This window comes from Bradyrhizobium sp. RDM12, from assembly GCF_051917485.1.
Taxonomy (GTDB): Bacteria; Pseudomonadota; Alphaproteobacteria; order Rhizobiales; family Xanthobacteraceae; genus Bradyrhizobium.
The window spans coordinates 6561188-6580508 of sequence record NZ_CM133064.1; the positions used below are offsets into that span (position 1 = coordinate 6561188).

Annotated in this window: 14 protein-coding genes and 3 pseudogenes; 7 read left to right on the top strand and 10 right to left on the bottom strand. The window is 64.4% G+C overall.

The genetic code is table 11. The annotated features are described in order from the left end of the window. Positions 1-163: 163 nt before the first annotated feature. Positions 164-850 (bottom strand): DUF2848 domain-containing protein, encoded by a 687-nt coding sequence (locus ACTGJ9_RS32110; RefSeq protein WP_456674318.1) that lies wholly within the window; start codon positions 848-850, stop codon positions 164-166. Then, entirely contained in the window at positions 843-2192 is a 1350-nt protein-coding gene (locus ACTGJ9_RS32115) for an amidase (RefSeq protein WP_456674319.1), read from the bottom strand. Before ACTGJ9_RS32115 ends, ACTGJ9_RS32110 begins: the two co-directional genes overlap by 8 nt. 177 nt (positions 2193-2369) lie before the next feature. Between ACTGJ9_RS32115 and ACTGJ9_RS32120 the strand changes: the two genes are divergently transcribed. The 3 genes and pseudogenes from ACTGJ9_RS32120 to ACTGJ9_RS32130 all read left to right on the top strand — a co-directional run bounded on the left by ACTGJ9_RS32120 (position 2370) and on the right by ACTGJ9_RS32130 (position 4985). Continuing rightward, on the top strand, positions 2370-2783 hold the full coding sequence (locus ACTGJ9_RS32120) for a Zn-ribbon domain-containing OB-fold protein (protein ID WP_456674320.1): 414 nt from the start codon (positions 2370-2372) through the stop codon (positions 2781-2783). 3 nt (positions 2784-2786) lie between these two features. Further along, complete coding sequence (locus ACTGJ9_RS32125; RefSeq protein ID WP_456674321.1) at positions 2787-3926, top strand: thiolase C-terminal domain-containing protein; 1140 nt, start codon at positions 2787-2789, stop codon at positions 3924-3926. Positions 3927-4071: 145 nt separating this feature from the next. Then, positions 4072-4985, top strand: a pseudogene (locus ACTGJ9_RS32130) (SDR family oxidoreductase). A 57-nt stretch (positions 4986-5042) separates the two neighbouring features. Here ACTGJ9_RS32130 and ppc read toward each other — a convergent pair. The 4 genes and pseudogenes from ppc to ACTGJ9_RS32150 form a co-directional block, all read right to left on the bottom strand. Then, positions 5043-7832 carry a phosphoenolpyruvate carboxylase gene (ppc, locus tag ACTGJ9_RS32135; protein ID WP_456674322.1) on the bottom strand — a complete coding sequence of 930 codons (2790 nt, stop codon included), beginning with the start codon at positions 7830-7832 and terminating at the stop codon, positions 5043-5045. Between the two features lie 135 nt (positions 7833-7967). Then, positions 7968-8371, bottom strand: a pseudogene (locus tag ACTGJ9_RS32140) (YccF domain-containing protein). Positions 8372-8471: 100 nt separating this feature from the next. Further along, a complete protein-coding gene (locus ACTGJ9_RS32145; protein WP_456674323.1) occupies positions 8472-10016 on the bottom strand; it encodes an acyl-CoA synthetase in 1545 nt (514 codons plus the stop codon). A 165-nt stretch (positions 10017-10181) separates the two neighbouring features. Then, the gene (locus tag ACTGJ9_RS32150) at positions 10182-10991 is read right to left on the bottom strand and encodes a crotonase/enoyl-CoA hydratase family protein (protein WP_456674324.1); all 810 of its coding nucleotides are present in this window, start codon (positions 10989-10991) and stop codon (positions 10182-10184) included. A 105-nt stretch (positions 10992-11096) separates the two neighbouring features. Between ACTGJ9_RS32150 and ACTGJ9_RS32155 the strand changes: the two are divergent. Together ACTGJ9_RS32155 and ACTGJ9_RS32160 are read left to right on the top strand one after the other, a co-directional pair. Further along, positions 11097-11968 (top strand): annotated as a pseudogene (locus ACTGJ9_RS32155) (SDR family oxidoreductase). A 78-nt stretch (positions 11969-12046) separates the two neighbouring features. Further along, complete coding sequence (locus tag ACTGJ9_RS32160) at positions 12047-13624, top strand: fatty acid--CoA ligase (RefSeq protein WP_456674325.1); 1578 nt, start codon at positions 12047-12049, stop codon at positions 13622-13624. Positions 13625-13833: 209 nt separating this feature from the next. On the opposite strand, the gene ACTGJ9_RS32165 is transcribed toward ACTGJ9_RS32160, so the two are convergent. Then, positions 13834-15108 (bottom strand): acyl-CoA dehydrogenase family protein, encoded by a 1275-nt coding sequence (locus ACTGJ9_RS32165; protein ID WP_456674326.1) that lies wholly within the window; start codon positions 15106-15108, stop codon positions 13834-13836. Between the two features lie 210 nt (positions 15109-15318). Between ACTGJ9_RS32165 and ACTGJ9_RS32170 the strand changes: the two genes are divergently transcribed. Continuing rightward, positions 15319-16098 carry an enoyl-CoA hydratase-related protein gene (locus tag ACTGJ9_RS32170; RefSeq protein WP_456674327.1) on the top strand — a complete coding sequence of 260 codons (780 nt, stop codon included), beginning with the start codon at positions 15319-15321 and terminating at the stop codon, positions 16096-16098. Positions 16099-16206: 108 nt separating this feature from the next. Here the strand turns inward: ACTGJ9_RS32170 and ACTGJ9_RS32175 are convergent, their stop codons facing one another. The 3 genes from ACTGJ9_RS32175 to ACTGJ9_RS32185 all read right to left on the bottom strand — a co-directional run bounded on the left by ACTGJ9_RS32175 (position 16207) and on the right by ACTGJ9_RS32185 (position 18357). After that, positions 16207-16584, bottom strand: a complete 378-nt coding sequence (locus tag ACTGJ9_RS32175; RefSeq protein ID WP_456674328.1) for a DUF6285 domain-containing protein — start codon at positions 16582-16584, stop codon at positions 16207-16209. 2 nt (positions 16585-16586) lie between these two features. Beyond that, the gene (locus ACTGJ9_RS32180) at positions 16587-17498 is read right to left on the bottom strand and encodes a phosphotransferase family protein (protein ID WP_456678695.1); all 912 of its coding nucleotides are present in this window, start codon (positions 17496-17498) and stop codon (positions 16587-16589) included. 70 nt (positions 17499-17568) lie between these two features. Beyond that, entirely contained in the window at positions 17569-18357 is a 789-nt protein-coding gene (locus ACTGJ9_RS32185) for an enoyl-CoA hydratase/isomerase (RefSeq protein ID WP_456674329.1), read from the bottom strand. A 164-nt stretch (positions 18358-18521) separates the two neighbouring features. On the opposite strand from ACTGJ9_RS32185, the gene ACTGJ9_RS32190 reads away from it, so the two are divergent. Next, positions 18522-19301 (top strand): SDR family NAD(P)-dependent oxidoreductase, encoded by a 780-nt coding sequence (locus ACTGJ9_RS32190; protein WP_456674330.1) that lies wholly within the window; start codon positions 18522-18524, stop codon positions 19299-19301. The last annotated feature ends 20 nt before the right edge of the window (positions 19302-19321 follow it).

The following is a 19321-nucleotide window of genomic DNA, read 5'->3' on the forward strand; positions in this document are numbered from 1 at the left end:
GCGTCCACGCCGCCACCCGATTTCCGACTATCTCCCCGTCATTGCGAGCGTAGCGAAGCAATCCAGGGTCGTTCCGCGGAACCAGTCTGGATTGCTTCGTCGCAAGAGCTCCTCGCAATGACGGCGGAAAGAGATTCGCTCGCACCGACGGCGAGGATGGACCTCAGCCCCGCACCGGCAGCGTCAGCACGTCGTAGCCGTGCTTGATCGTGCGCTTCAGCACGGGATCTTCCAGCTCGAAATCGAAGCGATCCGCGGGGCGGATGCCGCCCTTGGCGGCAAAGGTGCCGCCGAACATGGCGCAGCCGTCAGGGAACTTGCCGCCTTCAAAACCGCGCGCGATCAGGTCGGCGACCGGCAGCATCGCGTCCAGCGTGCCCTCCTGGTAGAGCACGCGCTCGCCCTCGATCGTGGCGTAGGAGCGCAAAATCATCCTGTCCCAATGGCCGATGACGTCCTCGAGCTCCCACAGCGTCGAGGCGATCGGCTTGTCGCACATCTGCTTGGAGACCGTGACATTGTAGGCCTCGACCTTGCGGTCGGTATGATCGGAGCCGCAGCCGACGAAGATGCGGCCCTGCCAGCCGATCAGCACGAACTCGACCTCGCCTGAGGAATCGCCACCGCAGCATTCGATGCTCTCTTCCTGGGTCAGCCGCCGCGCCGAGGCGCGGTAGTAGATCGGCGTCGAGGCCGGCCGGGCAATGCCCATAGCCTCCAGCTCGGCGATGTGCTTGTCGCGCGCGATCGCGTCGCGGCCGGTCCAGCCGGCGATGACCATTTGGTCGATCGCCAGCGTCAGCGGCGTGGTGGTGTCCTGGGCGTCGACGGTGAAAGTCAGGTCAAACACGAATGACGGCCTCCATGCCGGCAGCAAGCTCAAAGATACGACGGTCCGACCCACCCGCGCCTGCAAGCATCAGGCCGACGGGGACCTCGCCCGCGCGATGTGCCGGCAGCGAGATGGCGCAGCCGTCGATCATGTTGATCAGGCTGCAATTGCGCAGCGCGCGCAGGTTCTGGATGGTGAATACCTTGTCATCGGCGAGATCCGAAATCTTCGGCGGCGTGTTGGCGGTGGTCGGGAGCACCAGCGCGTCATAGGGCGCAATGCGCGCGTTGACGCGGGCGATCAGCGAGCGGCGCTCGTTGAGGAGATCGATGTAGTCGGCCGCGCTCTGCGCCTCACCGCGCAGGATGCGGACGGAGACACGGGGGTCGTAGACGTCGCCCTTGGACGTGATGAGATAGCGATGCCAGGCATAGCTTTCGGCCGCGGCAAAGCCGCCCTTGGCGTTCATCGGGCCGATGTCGTGGAATTCGGCCGTCTCGATACGCTCGATGATGGCGCCATGATCGGCAAGGCTCTTGAGCACACGCTCGAACGTCTCGGCCACCGCTGGGTCAAGGTCGTCGAGCGCGATCGTGGTCGGCACCGCGAGCCGCATGCCCTTCACCGGGCGCGGCTTCAGCGGAACGATCGGCTCGTTCGCGAGCACGGCGTCGAGAATGGCACAGCAGCTGACCGATCGCGCCAAAGGCCCGATGCTGTCGAGCGAGAACGACAGCGGCACGGAGCCGTCGAGCGGCACGCGGCGCTGCGTCGGCTTGTAGCCGACGATGCCGTTATAGGCCGCCGGAATCCGGCAGGAGCCGCCGGTATCGGTGCCGAGCGCGCCGTGCGCCATGCCGTCGAGCACGGACACCGCCGCGCCAGAGGACGAGCCGCCGGGCACATGGCCCTCGGCCCGGTTCCAGGCGCCCTTCGGCGTCCCATAATGCGGATTGATGCCGATGCCGGAATAGGCGAACTCGGTCATGTTGGTGCGGCCGATCACGACAAAGCCGGCCTTGCGCAGCCGCGCCACGGTGGCGGCATCCTGCTCGGCCGGCGGGGAATCGTCGAGCGCGCGGGAGCCGGCACGCGTCACCTGGCCCTTGATGTCGAAGAGATCCTTGATCGAGACCGGGATACCGGCATAGCGCGACGGCGCAGCCTTGGCCTTGCGCAAGCCGTCCATCGCATCCGCCGTCGCAAGCGCGGCGTCCTTGTCGACATGGACGAAGGTGCGCTGCCCCTCGCCGGCGGGATCGGCAATCTTGGCGATGCACGCCTCGACCAGTTTTCGGGAGGTGGTGCGGCCGCTCTCGAGGTCGTCGGCGAGCTTCGCCAGTGTCGGAAAATCGGGCATGTCTGTCTCACGGAATATTGTGCGCGCAATCTATAGCGCCGGCTCAGTTCGACACAAGCATTGTGCGCATGATGGCATGCATGCTGCCTGCTGGACCGTTGACGCACTATAGCCGATTGTCGCATCAAGATTGAAACAGGCGGGCGTGAAGCCTGTCCCTGAGGAGGGCGTTCCGAGATGGCCGAACCGCAGCGCGCGCGACCGAAACCGACGCCGGAAACCCAGCATTTCTGGGACGGCGCCAAAGCAGGGGAGCTGCGCCTGCAGCGTTGCGACGCCTGCGCGCATGTCTACTTCCCGCCGCGCCCGTTCTGCCCATCCTGCGCCTCGCGCAAGGTTTCGGTGTTCAAGGCGAGCGGCAAGGGTTTTCTCTACAGCTACGTGATCAACCACCGCCCCGCCGCGCCCGGCTTCACGCCACCTTATGCGATCGCGGTGGTCGAGTTGGCCGAGGGACCGCGAATGATGAGCAACATCATCTATTGCCCGCAGACACCGGAGGCGCTCGAACTCGACATGAAGCTCGAGGTCGCCTTCGAGGCACTCGACGACAAGATCACCCTCCCCGTGTTTCGTCCGGCGAAGGGATAGACCATGCGCAGCAACCAGGTTGCCGTCGTCGGCGCGGCCGAGACCACCGAGCTCGGCGTCATCCCCAACATGTCGCAGCTCCAGCTTCACGCGGATGCGGCGCTCAACGCCATCGCCGATGCCGGGCTCAAGCTCTCCGACATCGACGGCTTTGCCACCGCGGTCGAGACGCCGCAGCAGGTCTGCCATTATCTCGGCATCAAGCCCAGCTGGGTGGACGGCACCTCTGTCGGCGGCTGCTCGTTCATGCTGCACGTTCGCCACGCCGCCGCGGCGATCGAGGCCGGTCTCTGCAAGACCGTGCTGATCACGCATGCCGAGAGCGGCAAGTCGATGATCGGCAAGGCGCCGCGCTCGACGCCGGCGGACAGCCTCAACGGCCAGTTCGAGGCGCCCTATGGCGTCTACGGCCCGCCCAGCATGTTCCCGATCCCCGTGCTGCGCTTCATGAAGACCTACGGCATCACCCACGAGCAGCTCGCTTCGGTCGCGGTGGTGCAGCGGGAATGGGCGGCGAAGAATCCGCGGGCGATGATGAAGGACCCGATCACGGTTGCCGATGTCCTCAACTCGCGCATGATCGCCTATCCGTTCCGCCTCCTGCAGTGCTGCCTCGTCACCGACGGCGGCGGCGCGCTGATCCTGACCTCGGCCGACCGCGCCAGGGATTTTCCGCGCAAGCCCGTCTACATCATGGGCACCGGCGAGAGCGTCGAGACGCCGATGGTGAGCCAGATGGAGACGTTCAACTCCTCGCGCGCATTCAAGACCGCGGGACCGCTGGCGTTCAAGGAGGCCGGCATCGCCCACAAGGACGTCGATCATCTCATGATCTATGATGCCTTCGCGCATCTGCCGCTGTTCGGCCTCGGTGATCTCGGCTTCATGCCGCACGAGGAGACCGGCCAATTCATCGCGGACGGCAACACGCGGCCCGGGGCCAAGCTGCCGCTCAACACCAATGGCGGCGGCCTGAGCTACATGCATTCGGGCATGTACGGCATGTACGCGCTCCAGGAGAGCGTGCGCCAGATGCGCGGCATCGCGCCGGCACAGGTGCCGAACGCGAAGATTTCAGTGTGCCACGGCGTCGGCGGCATGTTCGCCGCCAGTGGCACGATCGTGTTTACGAACGAGAGATGAGGCCTGTCGTTCCGGGGCGGCGCACAAGCGACGAGCCCGGAATCCATCGTGCAGCAGGCAAGGCGGAGAAATGGATTTCCGGCTGGCGCCAAGAGGCGCGCCGCGGAATGACGGCTGAATTTGGAACACATAGCGGAGAACCCACATGAGCAAATCACTGCAGGACAAGGTCGTCATCGTCACCGGCGCAGGCCGCGGCATCGGGCGCGAGATCGCGCTGCTTTGCGCGGCGGAAGGCGCCAAGGTCGTCGTCAACGATCCCGGCGTTGCCGCCGACGGTGCCGGCTCGAGCGCATCCCCGCCGAAGAAGTGGTGGACGAGATCAAGAAGCGCGGCGGCATCGCCGTCCCCAACTTCGAGTCGGTGGCGGAAGCCGTTCCCGCCAGCAAGATCGTGAAGACCGCGACCGATCATTTCGGCCGGCTCGACGGCGTCGTCAACAATGCCGGCATCTTGCGCGACATGATCTTCCACAAGATGAGCGTGGAGGCGTTCGAGGCCGTCATCAAGGTCCATCTGATGGGCTCGTTCTACGTAAGCCACGCCGCCGCGCGCATCTTCCGCGAGCAGGAGTCGGGCTCCTTCGTGCACTTCACCTCGACCTCTGGCCTGATCGGAAACTTTGGCCAAGCCAACTATGCCGCCGCCAAGCTCGGCATCATCGGACTCTCCAAGTCCATTGCGCTCGACATGGGCCGCTTCAACGTTCGCTCGAACTGCGTCTCGCCGTTTGCATGGACCCGCATGATCGGCACCATCCCGACCGAGACCGAGGCCGAAAAGGCGCGCGTCGAGAAGATCAAGCAGATGGGCCCCGAGAAGATCGCGCCGATCTGCGCCTATCTGCTCTCCGATGCCGCCAAGGACGTCTCCGGCCAGATCTTCGGCGCGCGCATGAACGAGCTGTTCCTGTTCAGCCAGAACCGCCCGCTGCGCTCGGTACATCGCAGCGAAGGCTGGACCCCGCAGACGATCGCGGAGCACGGCATGCCGGCGCTGAAGGGCTCGTTCTACAAGCTCGACCGCTCCGCCGACATCTTCCCGTGGGATCCTGTGTGACTCCAGGCGAATAGTGAGTGGCGAATAGAGTTCCATCCGCCATTCGCAACGCGCCGATTACCCCGTATTCCTCAACCCCGCCGAGATGCCATTGATCGTCAGCTGGATTCCGCGCAGCACCTGCTCATCCGGGTTCTGCGCGCGGTGCTCCCTCAAGAGCTCGACCTGGACGTGGTTGAGCGGATCGAGATAGGGGAAGCGGTGACGCACGGAGCGCTCCAGCAGCGGGTTGCTCTGCAGCAGCCGGTCCTGATCCATGATATCGAGCAACGTCTCGATGCAGGAATGCCATTCGCGGCGGATGCGGCCGAAGATTTTTTCGCGCAACGCCTCGTCTGGTACGAGTTCGGCGTAGCGCGAGGCGATCGCAATCGAGCTTTTCGCCAGCACCATGTCCATGTTCGACAACAGCATGCGGAAGAACGGCCATTCCCTGTAGAGCTCTTTCAGGAACGGCATGCCCTTGTCCGGATGTTCCGAGATCCATTGCTCCACTGCGCTGCCAAAGCCGTACCAGCCCGGCAGCATCAGGCGGCATTGTGCCCAGGAGAATACCCAGGGGATGGCACGCAAATCCTCGATTGCGCGGGTTTTCTTGCGCGAGGCCGGACGGCTGCCGATGTTGAGCGTCGCGATCTCGTTGATCACGGTCGAAGCCCAGAAATAATCGACGAAGCCGTCGGTCTCGTAGACGAGGCCGCGATAGGCCTTGAAGGCCAGGTTTGAGAGCTCGTCCATCGCAATGAGATATTCGCGGCGCGGCGCGCTCTGGCTTGGCTGCAACAGGCTCGCATCCAGCGTCGCCGCCGCCAGGATTTCGAGATTGTTGCGGCCGACTTCCGCGTTGGAATATTTCGACGAGATGATCTCGCCCTGCTCGGTGATGCGGATCTGGCCGTTCACCGCCCCGCCTGGCTGCGCAACGATGGCGTCATAGCTCGGCCCGCCACCGCGACCGACCGAGCCGCCGCGGCCGTGGAACAGGCGCAGGCGCACGTGGTGACGCTCGAACACGTCGACGAGGCCGATCTCGGCCTTGTAGAGCTCCCAGCCCGAGGTGACGAAGCCGCCATCCTTGTTCGAGTCGGAATAGCCGAGCATGACCTCCTGCACGCTGCCGCGGCTGTCGACGAGGCGGCGGTAATCGTGCAGCGACAGCATGCGATCCATGATGCCGCTTGAGGCCTGCAGATCCTCGATGGTCTCGAACAGCGGCACGATGTTGATGGCGCTGCGGCCGGAGGGATGGACCAGGCCCACCTCCTTCAACAGCACCGCGACCTCGAGCATATCGGACATGCCCTTGCACATCGAGATGATGCATTGGGGAATCGCGTCCGAGCCGAACTTCGCATGCGCCTCCGCAGCCGCATGGAAGACGTTGAGCTCGCCCATGGTCTCGTCGCTGTACTTGACGAACGGCGACACCAGCGCGCGCGTGCTGCGCAATTCGTTGGTGAGCAGCGAGATGCGTGCGTCCTCGCCGAGCGCGAGATAGGACATGCCGGGGTTTGCCGCGTCCATCAGCTCGGCGATGGTGCGTTCGTGCACCGCCGAGTTCTGGCGAATGTCGAGCCGCGCCAGATGGAAGCCGAAGCAATCCACCGCACGACGCAACAGCCGCAGCCGGCCGCGGGCGATAACGCGGGCGTTGTTGAAGATCAGCGAGCGGTGCAGCACGTCGAGATCGGCTTGTAATTCCTTGACGCTCTCATAGGGCGCGCCCTTGCCGACGGGACGGCGGGTAATCTCGACCTCGAGCTTTTCGGCCGTCGCCGTCAGGCGCGCATAGATGCCGGAAACCGCGAGCCGATAAGGCTCGCCGCTTCGGTGCGGCGAGGTATCGGGCGAACGCTCCGCCAGCGTGCGCAGCTCTTCCGAGACGTCGGCGAGATGGGCTGCGATCGACAGCTCCGAGCCGAGCACGTGCAGCTCATTCAGATAGAATTGCATGACCCGGCTCGATTGCAGCCGCAGCGTGCCGCGCATGACGTCGGCGGTGACGAAGGGATTGCCGTCGCGGTCGCCGCCGATCCAGCTGCCCATGCGCAGGAACGAGGCGAGCTCGCTGGCGGCCTGCTCGCCGCCCTCCTCCAGCCGGTCTTCCAGCGCGTTGACCAGCCGCGGCACCTCGCGCAGGAAAGTGTAATCGTAGAACGACAGGCCGTTGGCGACCTCGTCGAGCACGGTGAGCTTGGTCCGGCGCAACAGATTGGTCTGCCACAGCGTCAGCACCTCGCGGCGCAGCTGCTCGTCGCTGGCGGCGGTTTCGTCCTCGGTCAGCGCGACCCGCTCGCGGCGGTCGAGCAGGCTGGCGACCTCCATCTCGCGGTCCATGGTGCTCTTGCGGCGGACTTCTGTGGGGTGCGCGGTCAGCACCGGGCTGACGAGCGCGCTCTTGAAGAAATTGCGCAGCGTATCCGCGCCAATGCCCGCGGCCTTGGCTTTGGCGAGCGTCTCCGCCAGCACGCCGGAGCCGCTGGCCCTGCGGGCGCGCATCTGGCGGATGTTGTTCTGGTCTTCGGCGATGTTGGCGAGGTGGGAGAAATAGCTGAAGGCGCGGACGATCCGCACCGTCTCCGAGGTCGACATGCCGTCCAGGATCTGCTCGAGCTCGCGGCGGGCAGGCCGGTCCTCGTCGCGGTGGAATCGAATTGAGGTCTGCCGGATGCGCTCGACCAGGTCGAACACGTCTGCGCCCTCCTGATCGCGCACCGTGTCGCCCAGGATGCGCCCGAGCAGGCGGATATCGTCGCGCAGCCGCGCATCGGCTTCCAGCGCCTGGGCGTCCTCGGGCCTGTTCGGGCGAAGATCGGCGGCGTCTGACGGTATGGTCTGGAGGGACATGGCGGCTAGCTCCCAGGTTCGAGCTCGCTTGGATGCCCGGCCTGCCAAGTGTGCAAGTTTTTTGCCGCAGCGCAAGGTGAAGTTGGGGGCGGCGCACACAGGCCGTGCGCCGGGGCTCGAAACCTGCCGGCAACGCTAGGCCGGCACGATCACCTTGCCGATCGGCCAGAGCGCGATGCCCGCGAGCTTCAGGTGAGCCCAGGCGAAGGGGATGCCGATGATGGTGACGGCAAGCACGAAGGCCGTCACCAGGTGGCCGAGCGCCAGCCACCAGCCCGCCAGCACGAACCAGATGATGTTGCCGATCCTCCGAGCGGGCCGGTGCCGATATCGCTCATGCCGGTGACTTCATAGCGGCTGACCGCCTTCGAGCCGAATGGCAGCAGCGTGTAGATCGCAATGTTGAACGCCGCCCGCGCCCAGGGCAGGCCGATGATGGTGACGGCCATGATGACCGCGGCGACCAGCCAGCCGAGCGCCATCCAGGCACCGCCGATGAGAATCCAGAGCAGGTTGAGCAGGATGGAGACGGGAGCCATGGGATGATCCGGAGGTCAATGATGGCGCTTGTATAGCACGATCTTCGAGGCCGGACTTCCCCGGATTAAGGCTGCGAACCATCCGGGCCAGAAATCCGGGCTAGATCTTCCGTCCCGCCTGCTCCCAATAGGGATCGCGCAGGCGGCGCTTGAAGATTTTCCCGGAGTCTTCGCGCGGCAGTCCCGTGCGGATCTCGATATGCTTCGGCACCTTGTAGTCGGCGAGTGAGCTCTTCAGCCGCGCGCGGATATCGGCTGCACCGAGCGTGATGCCCGGCTGCGGCTCGACCACGGCCATCAGCGCCTCGCCGAACTCGGCGTCCGGAATGCCGAACACCGCGCAATCATGCACGCCCGGTAGGGCGTGCAGCACGGATTCGATCTCGGCCGGATAGATATTGACGCCACCCGAGATCACCATGTCGCGCTTGCGGTCGCAGATGAAGACATAGCCGTCCTCGTCGATATAGCCGACGTCGCCCGAGGTGATGAAACCGTCGCGGTCGATCTCGCCGCGCTTCTCCGGCTTGTTGTGGTAGGTGAAATCGGCCATCGCGGCCATGCGCGAATAGATCTCGCCGATCTCGCCGACGCCCAGCACGCGACCGTCATCGCCGATGAACCGCAACTCGGCGCCGGGCGAGATCTTCCCGACCGTGCCGGGCTTCTTCAACGCGTCCTCGGAGGTCGCGAAGGTGACGGCGCTGGATTCGGTGGAGCCGTAGAATTCATAGATCACCGGACCCCACCATTCGATCATGGCACGTTTGACGTCGGCCGGACATGGCGCGGCGGCGTGGATGATGTGGCGGAGCGAGGAGACGTCGTATTTCCTGCGGACCGCCTCCGGCAGCTTCATCAGACGGATGAACATGGTCGGCACCATGAAGATGGTGTCGATTTCGTACCGCTCGATCAGCTCCAGAAACTCTTCCGGCTCGAAGCGGGGCATCAGCACCAGCACGCCGCCGAGCTTGCCGGCACGAATGCCGAACGAGTTCGGCGCTGAATGATAGAGCGGGCCCGGCAGAATCGCGCGGGCGCCGGCCTTCAGCCCGTAGATCATCGCGCGCATGCGCTCGCCAGCGGCCTGCTGTTCGGGCGTCGGCGCGTTGCGACGCACGCCCTTGGGGTGGCCGGTTGTGCCTGATGTGTAGATCATGTTCATCGGCTGCGGCACGACCGGGCCGTCATAGGGCTCAAATTGCGCGAGCCAGGACTCGAAATCGATCGCGAAGTCAGGCGCCGCCAGGTGATCGGGGTCCATCTTGTAGTTCTTCAGGATCTCCGGCGGTGTCGGCACGCTGAGCACCGTGACGCCTTTCGGGATCGCATCGCGCAAGGCGTGCAGCATGTCCGCATGCCCGATCAGCACGGACGTGCCGGTATCATCAAGGATGTAGTTGATCTCCTCCGGCTTGAAATGCCAATTGATCGGCACGCCGTAGGCGCCGAGCCGCATCGCGGCGTAAGCGGCCTCCAGAAAGGCGATGTCGTTGCGCATCAGGATGCAGACGCAATCGCCCTGCTTGACGCCGATCCTGGCGAGGCCGGACGCGATGCGGTCGGCACGATTGGCAACCTCGGCATGGCCGCGACGGCGCTCGCCGGAGACGATGCCGAGGAATTGGGACGCTTCGCTCATTTTTGTTTTCCGATCTTTCGTCGGGTTAAGAGACGTGGATAACCACTCAGGCCGTCATTCCAGGGCGATGCGCAGCATCGAGCCCGGAATCCATTTCACCGCAGGCAATGCGGCTCGATGAATTCCGGGCCTGCGCCTACGGCGCATCCCGGAATGACGGCGCCACTAGTCTGCAAACCTCGCCGCGCGCTTCTCCAGATTCGACCGCACCGCTTCGGTCTGGTTCGCGCTGCCGATCAGCTTTTGCTGCTCGACGGACTCCGCGAGCAGCGCGGGGCCGGGATCGACCGAGAGGTTGTTGAGCAGGCGCTTGGCGGCGCGGATCGCATCGGGGCTCTTGCCCGCGATCTCGCGCGCGACTTCGAGCGCCGCAGCGCGTGGATCATCGCAGATGCGGGTGGCGAGGCCATACGTCATCGCCTCCTGGGCGGAGAAAATGCGGCCGGTGTAAGTAAGATCGCGCAAGATGTCGTCACGCACGAGTGAAGCGAGGATCGGCGTGCCCGCCATGTCAGGCACGAGACCCCACTTGATCTCCATCACCGACATCCGCGCATCGGGCGAGAGGAAACGCATGTCGGCGCCGAGCGAGAGCTGGAAGCCACCGCCGAAGGCAACGCCATGCACGGCCGCGATCACGGGAACCGGCAGCTGGCGCCATCCCCATACCGCCTGTTGCGGAAAGTTCGCCTGGCCGTGCGTCCGCTTGTTGAGGTCGCGATTTTCGCCACCCGGAATTCCGTTGCCGCCCTTCTCCTTCATGGCGGCAAAACGCCCCATATCGAGACCGGCGCAGAAGGCGCGGCCTTCACCGGAGAGCACGACGACACGCACGCCTTTTTCCTTCGAAAGCCGCTCGGTTGCCGCAACAAGGGCCTCGAACATGGCCTGATCGAGCGCATTCATCTTGTCCGCGCGCACCAGGCGCACGTCGGCGACGCCTTCCGAGATCGAGATCGAGACGCGCTCTTCCATGGATGAATTCTCCCCTGTTCTTGTTCGGTGCCGCTTTACAGAAAGCCGGCGGCCGGATTTAGTCAATCGACCAATTAACTGACAATCCGTACGGGAGAAACAGCCATGTTCAAGGAAAATCTTCTGGCCGGACGGCGCATTCTCGTGACCGGCGGCGGCACGGGCCTCGGCAAATCGATGGCGGCGCGCTTTCTTCAGCTCGGCGCCGAGGTGCACATCTGCGGCCGGCGCAAGATCGTCTGCGACGAGACCGCGACCGAGCTGATGGCTGAGTATGGCGGCCGCGTCACCAGCCACGGCGTCGACATCCGCAATGCGCTCGCGGTCGAGGAGATGATCGATTCCATCTTTCGCGACGGCCCCCTCACGGATCTCATCAACAATGCCGCCGGCAACTTCATCTCGCGCACCGAGGAGCTGTCGCCGCGCGGCTTCGATGCGGTCGCCAATATCGTCATGCACGGCACGTTCTATGTGACCCATGCGGTCGGCAAGCGCTGGATCGCCCTGAAGCAGCCCGGCAACGTCGTATCGATCACCACGACCTGGGTGCGGAACGGCTCGCCTACGTGGTGCCGTCGGCGATGAGCAAATCGGCGATCCATGCGATGACCATGTCGCTCGCCGCCGAGTGGGGCCGCTACGGCATCCGCCTCAACACCATCGCGCCCGGCGAGATCCCGACCGAGGGCATGAGCAAGCGCATCAAACCGGGCGACGAAGCCGGCGCGCGCACCAAGGCGGTGAACCCGATGGGCCGCGTCGGCACCATGGAGGAATTGCAGAACGTCGCAGTGTTCCTGATCTCCGGCGGCTGCGACTGGATTACCGGCGAGACCATCGCCATGGACGGCGCGCAGGCGCTCGCCATGGGCGGCAATTTCTATCAGCTCCGCGACTGGAGCGACGACGACTGGAAGACCGCGCGCGAAAGCATCATGGCGCAGAACGAGAAGGACCGGGCGAAGCGGGGATAGCTCGCCCCCTCCCGTATTGTCTTTGCTCGCGGATGACGCCACACTCCGCACCATAAAAACAGACACTACGGGAGAAACATGTCCACACAGCCATTGGCGAATCTCGCCGACATGGTGCGTGAGCGCGCCAAGAGCCGCGGCGACGCCATCGCCTATGAGTTCGAGGGCCGCGTCACCAGCTTTGCCGAGTTCAACGTGAAGACCAACAAGGTCGCCAACGCGTTGATCGCGATGGGCGTGAAGAAGGGCGACCGTATCGCCTATCTCGGCAAGAACAGCGACCTCTATTTCGAGCTGCTGATGGGCGCGATGAAGGCCGGCGTCGTGATGGCGCCGGTGAACTGGCGGCTCGCCGGGCCCGAGGTTGCCTTCATCGTCAGCGATTGCAAAGCGCCGGTGCTATTCGTGGGGCCGGAGTTCATCACGCAGGTTCGCCAGATCAGGGATCAGATCCCGGGCGTGCGTACCATCACCACCACCGAAGGCGGCGCGCCGGAATGGCAGGATTTTACCGCGTGGCGTGATGCGCAGAGCGGCGATGATCCCAGAGTGCCGATCGACACCAGAGACATCGCGATCCAGCTCTACACCTCAGGCACCACGGGAAAGCCGAAGGGCGCGATGCTGTCGCATGCGAACTTCCTCAATCTCGTGCAGACCGGCAATGCCGAGGACAAGCCCGAGTGGAACCGGTGGTCGACAAATGACGTGTCGCTGGTCGCGATGCCGATCTTCCATATCGGCGGCTCCGGCTGGGGCGTGATGGGGCTTTATCACGGCGCCCGCGGCGTGATCGCGCGGGAGTTCGATCCGACCAAAGTCTTGGATTTCTTCGAGCAGTCGGGCATCACGAAGCTCTTCATGGTGCCGGCGGCGATGCAGTTCGTGGTGCGGCAGCCGCGCGCGAAGACGGTCGATTTCTCGCGGCTGAAATACATGCTGTACGGCGCCTCGCCGATCCCTGCGGCACTGCTGAAGGAATGCATCGAAATCTTCAAATGCGGCTTCGTGCAGATGTACGGCATGACGGAGACGACGGGCACCATCGTCGCACTGCCGCCGGAGGACCACGTCGAGGGCCTGGAGCGGATGCGCTCCGCCGGCAAGGCGCTACCAGGCGTTGAGATCGCGATCCTGGACGCCGACGGCAAGCCGCTGCCGCCGCGCGAGGTCGGCGAAATCGCGACGCGCTCGGGTTCCAACATGGCCGGCTACTGGAATCTGCCGGAAGCGACCGCGTCGACGTTGCGCGGCGACGGGTGGCTGCGCACTGGTGATGCCGGCTACATGGACGAGGGCGGCTACCTCTACATCCACGACCGCATCAAGGACATGATCATCTCCGGCGGCGAGAACATCTACCCGGCCGAAGTGGAGAGCGCGCTGTGCGATCATCCTGACGTGGCGGAGGCCGCCGTGATCGGCGTGCCCGACGACAAATGGGGCGAGGCCGTGAAGGCCGTCGTGGTGATGAAGCCGGGCAAGCAGGCAACCGCCACCGACATCATCAACTTCACCCGCGCGCGCATCGCAGGATTCAAGACGCCGAAGAGCGTGGAGTTCCTGCCGGCGCTGCCGAGGAATCCGTCAGGCAAGATTCTGCGGCGGCAATTGCGCGAGCCGCATTGGGCGGGGAAGGATCGACGGGTGAATTGATCGCGAAGACACAATGTAATCCAGACCATCTCAGTGGAACGACTCTGGATTGCTTCGCTGCGCTCGCAATGACGGTGTAGAGGCAGATGCGCGCCTCTCTCCTCCGTCATTGCGCGGAGCCCTTGCGACGAAGCAATCCAGACTTTCTTTCCGAAACAAGACCGACTTTCTAAAACAAGACCGACTGCTTCGCAGCGCCGCAATGACGCTCAATGCTTCCCCGGCCCCATGTACCCGAACAGGAATCCTGCCACCTTGCGCATCTGAATCTCCTCGCTCCCCTCGGTGATGCGGTAGCGGCGATGGTGCCGATAAATGTGCTCGAACGGCTTGTGGCGTGAGTAGCCCATGCCGCCATGGACCTGCATGGCGCGGTCGGCGGATTCGCAGCAGAGGCGGTTTGCCCAGTAGTTGCACATGGAGACACGATCGGAGAGCGTGCGCTCGATCTGCTCCTCATCGAGCTGGTCCATCTCCCAGGCAGTCTTGCGGATCAACAGGCGCAGCATCTCGGCCTGGGTCGCAAGCTCGACCAGCGGGAATTGGATCGCCTGGTTCTCGGCCAGCGCCTTGCCGAACGGCTTTCGCTCGCGTGCATATTTCACGCTTTCGTTGATGCAATAGACGGCGGCGCCGAGCGAGCTCGCGGCCTGGCGGATTCGGTTCTGGTGCACGAAACATTGCGCCAGCGACAGGCCGCGGCCGACCTCGCCGAACTGCGCATCCTCAGGCACGAACACATCGGTAAAACTGACGCGGGGATGGTCGGTTGGCATGTTGAAGGTCCACATGTACTCCTCGATCTTCACGCCGTGGCTCTTGGCGGGCACCAGGAAGCAGGTGATGCCGCGGGCATCGCCGTCATTGCCCGAGGTGCGCGCGAACAGCGCGCAATGCGTGGCGACGTGCATGCCGGTGGTCCACATCTTCTCGCCGTTGATGATCCAGCCCTTGACGTTGTAGCGGGTCGCCGGCACCGCGCGCGTTTCCATGTGGGTGGCGTCCGAGCCGTGATTGGGTTCGGTCAGGCCGAAGGTGATGCGGTATTTGCCCTTGATCGAGCCGTCGATCATCGCCTTCTGGTCGTCACGGCCGTAGCGGTCGAGCATGGTGACGACGGGAAAGTTGCCGACGATGGAGTGCTCGTTCTGGAGGTCATTGTGCAGGCCGAGACCCTTCGCCGCAAAATGCTCGCGGATCACCGCCATCCAGAGATTGGACCCATCCTTGCCGCCATACTGCTTCGGCACCGCAAAGCGCAGATGGCCGGCGGCGTCAGCGATATCCTTCGCCTTGCGCAGCAGCGCTTCCCATTCATGACGCGGCAAGCCGCCATTCTCGAAATCGGTGCGCGCCCATTCGCGGCGATGATCGAAGAAGCGGATGTTGTCGTCGGCCTGTTCCAGCGGCTTGATCTCGCGTTCGATGAAGCGATCGAGCTCTCCGAGATAGGCGACGAGATCGGCAGGCAATGAGAAATCCACGGTTCTCTCCCGGATTGATTTTATCGGTTTGCGTTAAGGCGCTAGGCGCGTTTTGCTTCGCACGATTAAGGTGAGAAGAGCGCGCTCAAGTCAAGCAAAGCGAGGCGTGCCGGATGCGCAAGGCGCATTGCGCAATTCGATGGTGTTGAACCACGCCTCCGCGGTAGTATGACGCAAATATTCCTTCACGAGAAACTGCGGGAGCGCGCGATGGAGCTGAAATTCTCAAAGGTCGAACGCAAGGGGCCGATCACGGTCGTCACGTTGTCGCGGCCAGAGGTCTACAACGCGCTGCACACGGATGCGCATTTCGAACTGCAAAAAGTCTTTGACGATTTCTCCACCGATCCCGAACAGTGGGTCGCGATCGTCACCGGCGCCGGCGACAAGGCGTTCTGCGCCGGCAACGACCTGAAGTGGCAGGCGGCGGGCGGCAAGCGCGGCTGGGACAAGGGCGGCTTCGCCGGCCTCACTGCGCGATTCGACTGCGACAAGCCGATCATCGCCGCGGTCAACGGCGTCGCCATGGGCGGCGGCTTCGAGATCGCGCTCGCCTGCGACCTCATCATCGCGGCGGAGAACGCGACCTTCGCGCTGCCCGAGCCGCGCGTCGGCCTCGCTGCACTCGCCGGCGGCCTGCACCGCCTGCCGCGGCAGATCGGATTGAAGCGCGCCATGGGCATGATCCTCACCGCGCGTCATGTCAGCGCCAAGGAAGGCCACGAGCTCGGCTTCGTCAACGAAGTCGTGCCGCAGGGCGAGGCGCTTGCGGGTGCACTGCGCTGGGCCGACATGATCACCAAGAACTCGCCGATGTCGATCCGGGCCTCCAAGCAGACCATCCGGAAGGGCCTTGCCGTGTCGCTGGAGCAGGCGATCGAGGAGCAGCGCGAGTATCCGGCGGTGAAGGCGATGGTGGCCTCGCAGGATTACATCGAGGGCCCGAAAGCGTTCTCGGAGAAGCGGCCGCCGAAATGGACGGGGAAGTAGAAGTCTTTCCGTCGTCATTGCGAGCGCAGCGAAGCAATCCAGAATCTTTCCGCGGAGGCAGTCTGGATTGCTTCGTCGCAAGGGCTCCTCGCAATGACGAGGAGAGAGCTACCCGCCTCGCCCCAGCTCGCGCCTGTACGATGCGTAGTTCGGCTGATCCACGGCGAGCTTGTCCATCGTCGTCGCCCACAGATGCTCGGCAAGACCCGGCGTTGCGAGATCCATATCGCCCCTGGCGATGCGTTCCGCGAGCGCGCGGTTGAGGTCCGTCACCGAGCCGTCCATGCCCAGCAGCGCGCGCAGGCGCTCCACCTCCGCAGCATCGCTCTCCTCCTCCTGCGTCAGCTGCCGCGTGACGAGGTCGAGGATGTTGACGGCCACGCGCAGCTTGAAGGCCTGATGGCCCGAGACCAGCGGCGTGATGTCGTTGCGGAGGAAATCGGCGACCGCCCTGGTCAGCTCGATCGGTGTCGGTTCGTCCTGCATGCCTAACCTCCCCGCGGCGCGAGCAGCCGCAGCAGATCGATCTCGGTCTCCGAGGCGCGGCGGCCGATCATGGCGCGCTCCATCGAATGATCCGGCCCCTCGCGGAACCGCTGCATCATGCCGCCGCACATGATGCCCCAGCGCAGCGTGCCCATGACTTCCCAGAATTTGACGCGCGACGGGTCAACCTTTCGTCCCGCAGACTCATAGCCGGCGAACAATTCCTCGCGCGAACCAAAACCGCCGACGGGCTTATCGATCTCGCCAAAGCGCCAGGAGTTGACGCAGACCCAGCCGAGATCCTCCATGGGATCGCCGAGATGGGCGAGCTCCCAGTCCAGCACCGCGCGGACGCCATCAGAGCCGATGATGAGATTGCCGTTGCGGAAGTCGCCGTGCACCAGCGTGGTCTCGGCCGGCGGACCGGGATCGTGGTCGCGCAGCCAGCGCAGCGCCAGCTCGAACACCGGCTTTGGCCAGTTCAGGCTGCGATAGTCCCGTTCGAACTCGGAGATCTCCTGGATCGCGGAGCGGCTGCGCAACTCCGGCAGCTTGTCCTGCGGCAGCCTGTGCAGGCCCGCCAGCACGCCGCCGATCTGCCGCGCGAGCTGCGGCCGCGCCGCCGCGAACTCGTCGTCGCGCAGGATCTTGCGCGCGATCGTCTCGCCCTCGACCCGCTGCATGATGAAGCCGGTGCCGAGATCCTCGTCCGGCGTCAACACATGCATCACACACGGCGACGGCACGCCCGCCTCATAGGCGAGCTGCATCAGCTGCGCTTCCGCCGCGAGACCCGCCGCGCGCGTTGGCGCCGCGCCATAGCCTTTCGGCGAGCGGCGCAGGATCGCACCGATCGGCCCATCGGGATGGGTAATGTCGAACCGCCAGGTCTCCTGACTGGCGCCGCCGGACAGCTTTGCAGCGCCGGCAACGCCGGTCGCGCCCTTGCACCAGCGCGCGACGCTGCGGAAAGCTCCGCCTCGATCATTTGCCTTTGAACTGCGCCGGACGCTTCTCCAGGAAAGCGCCGACACCCTCGCGAAAATCCTGCGTATCGCCGGCGCGGAGCTGGCACTGGAATTCGAGATTGAGCTGGTCCTCGAAGGAGTTTTCCGGGCTATCCCAATACAGCTTGCGGATCAGCGACAACGCGATCGTCGGGCCGCTGGCGAGGTCGCGAGCAAGCTTCATCGCCTCTTCCATCAGCACGCCGTCGTCATACACGCGATTGACGAGCCCCCATTCGAGCGCCTTCTCGGCCGGCAGCCGCTCGCCCATCAGCGACAATTCGACCGAACGCGCCTTGCCGATCAGGCGCGGCAGCAGCCAGGTCGAGCCGCAATCCGGCACGAGGCCGATGCGCCGGAAAGCTTGCAGGAAATAGGACGAGCGTGCGCATAAAATCATGTCGCCGAGCAGCGCGAAGCTCATGCCGGCGCCGGCCGCCGGGCCGTTGACCGCCGTGACGATCGGACAATGCAGATTGCGGATGCGGCGCAGGAACGGATGAAAGCCGGTCTCTAGCGTCAGGCCAGCCTTGGTCTTCTTCGACTGGTTGTTGCGGCCCTGGAGATTCGCACCGGTGCAGAACGCCCGCCCGGCACCGGTCAGGACGACGCAGCGCACCTCATCCTTCTTCTCCTCGATGGCGTCGAGCGCGTCGGAGAGCCCGCCCAGCATGTCGACGGAGACTGCGTTCATCACCTCCTGATGGTCGAGCTTGAGGATCGCCACCGAGCCATCGAGATCGAGCGTGACGTGTTTGAACTGCATGGTTTCCTCGTCGTTGCGGCTCGCGATGTTTCGCAGACCGGAATTTGTTTGCCGGGGAGCATATTTGATTTTTGGCGCGGTCTTGTCCATGGTGATCAGAGCATAGCAAGCAATCTTGCGCGCAGCGGCTGATGCGCCTTAAGCAAAAAACAGGAAACGCGCCCATGAACCTCTTCGACCTCACCGGCCGCGTCGCAGTGATCACCGGCGGCAATGGCGGTATCGGGCTCGGCATCGCGCAGGCGCTCGCCGGCCAGGGCTGCAACGTCTCGATCTGGGGCCGCAATGCTGACAAGAACAAGGCTGCTGCCGCGAGCATGGCGGGCCTGTCCGGCAAGGTCGATGCCCGCATTTGCGACGTCACCGATCCGGCTTCGGTCAATGCCGCAATGAAGGCGACGCTCGACAGCTTCGGCCGGGTCGACGGTTGCTTCGCCAATGCCGGCATCGGCGGCGGCGGCCGCAGGTCCTTCATCGAACGCACCGAGGAGGAATGGCGCACGATGTTTGCGACCAACCTCGACGGCGTGTTCCACGCCTTCCAGGCCGCCGCAAAGCACATGACCGACCGCGCCAATGCCGGCGATCCCTTCGGCCGCCTGGTTGCGACCTCGAGCCTCGCCTCGATCTTCGGCACTGCGCGCAACGAACATTATGCGGCGACCAAGGCCGCCATCAACGCGCTGGTGCGCGCGCTCGGCGTCGAGCTGGCGCGCCACGGCGTCACCGCGAACGCGATCCTGCCCGGCTGGATCAAGAGCGACATGACGTCAGGCATCATGGCCAACGAAAAGTTCGTCGCCAATGTGATGCCGCGCATTCCGGTGCGGCGCTTCGGCGAGGCATCCGATTTCGGCGGCATCGCCGTGTATCTGATGAGCAAGGCGTCGTCCTACCACACGGCTGACACGTTCGTGATCGACGGCGGCTATACGGCGTTTTGATTTTTTTGATTTCGTAGCCC

Coding starts and splice junctions, on each gene's coding strand:
- ACTGJ9_RS32115 (WP_456674319.1), bottom strand. CDS start 2,192: ATGCCCGATTTTCCGACACTGGCGAAGCTCGCCGACGACCTCGAGAGC.
- ACTGJ9_RS32120 (WP_456674320.1), top strand. CDS start 2,370: ATGGCCGAACCGCAGCGCGCGCGACCGAAACCGACGCCGGAAACCCAG.
- ACTGJ9_RS32125 (WP_456674321.1), top strand. CDS start 2,787: ATGCGCAGCAACCAGGTTGCCGTCGTCGGCGCGGCCGAGACCACCGAG.
- ppc (WP_456674322.1), bottom strand. CDS start 7,832: ATGTCCCTCCAGACCATACCGTCAGACGCCGCCGATCTTCGCCCGAAC.
- ACTGJ9_RS32145 (WP_456674323.1), bottom strand. CDS start 10,016: ATGAGCGAAGCGTCCCAATTCCTCGGCATCGTCTCCGGCGAGCGCCGT.
- ACTGJ9_RS32150 (WP_456674324.1), bottom strand. CDS start 10,991: ATGGAAGAGCGCGTCTCGATCTCGATCTCGGAAGGCGTCGCCGACGTG.
- ACTGJ9_RS32160 (WP_456674325.1), top strand. CDS start 12,047: ATGTCCACACAGCCATTGGCGAATCTCGCCGACATGGTGCGTGAGCGC.
- ACTGJ9_RS32170 (WP_456674327.1), top strand. CDS start 15,319: ATGGAGCTGAAATTCTCAAAGGTCGAACGCAAGGGGCCGATCACGGTC.
- ACTGJ9_RS32175 (WP_456674328.1), bottom strand. CDS start 16,584: ATGCAGGACGAACCGACACCGATCGAGCTGACCAGGGCGGTCGCCGAT.
- ACTGJ9_RS32185 (WP_456674329.1), bottom strand. CDS start 18,357: ATGCAGTTCAAACACGTCACGCTCGATCTCGATGGCTCGGTGGCGATC.
- ACTGJ9_RS32190 (WP_456674330.1), top strand. CDS start 18,522: ATGAACCTCTTCGACCTCACCGGCCGCGTCGCAGTGATCACCGGCGGC.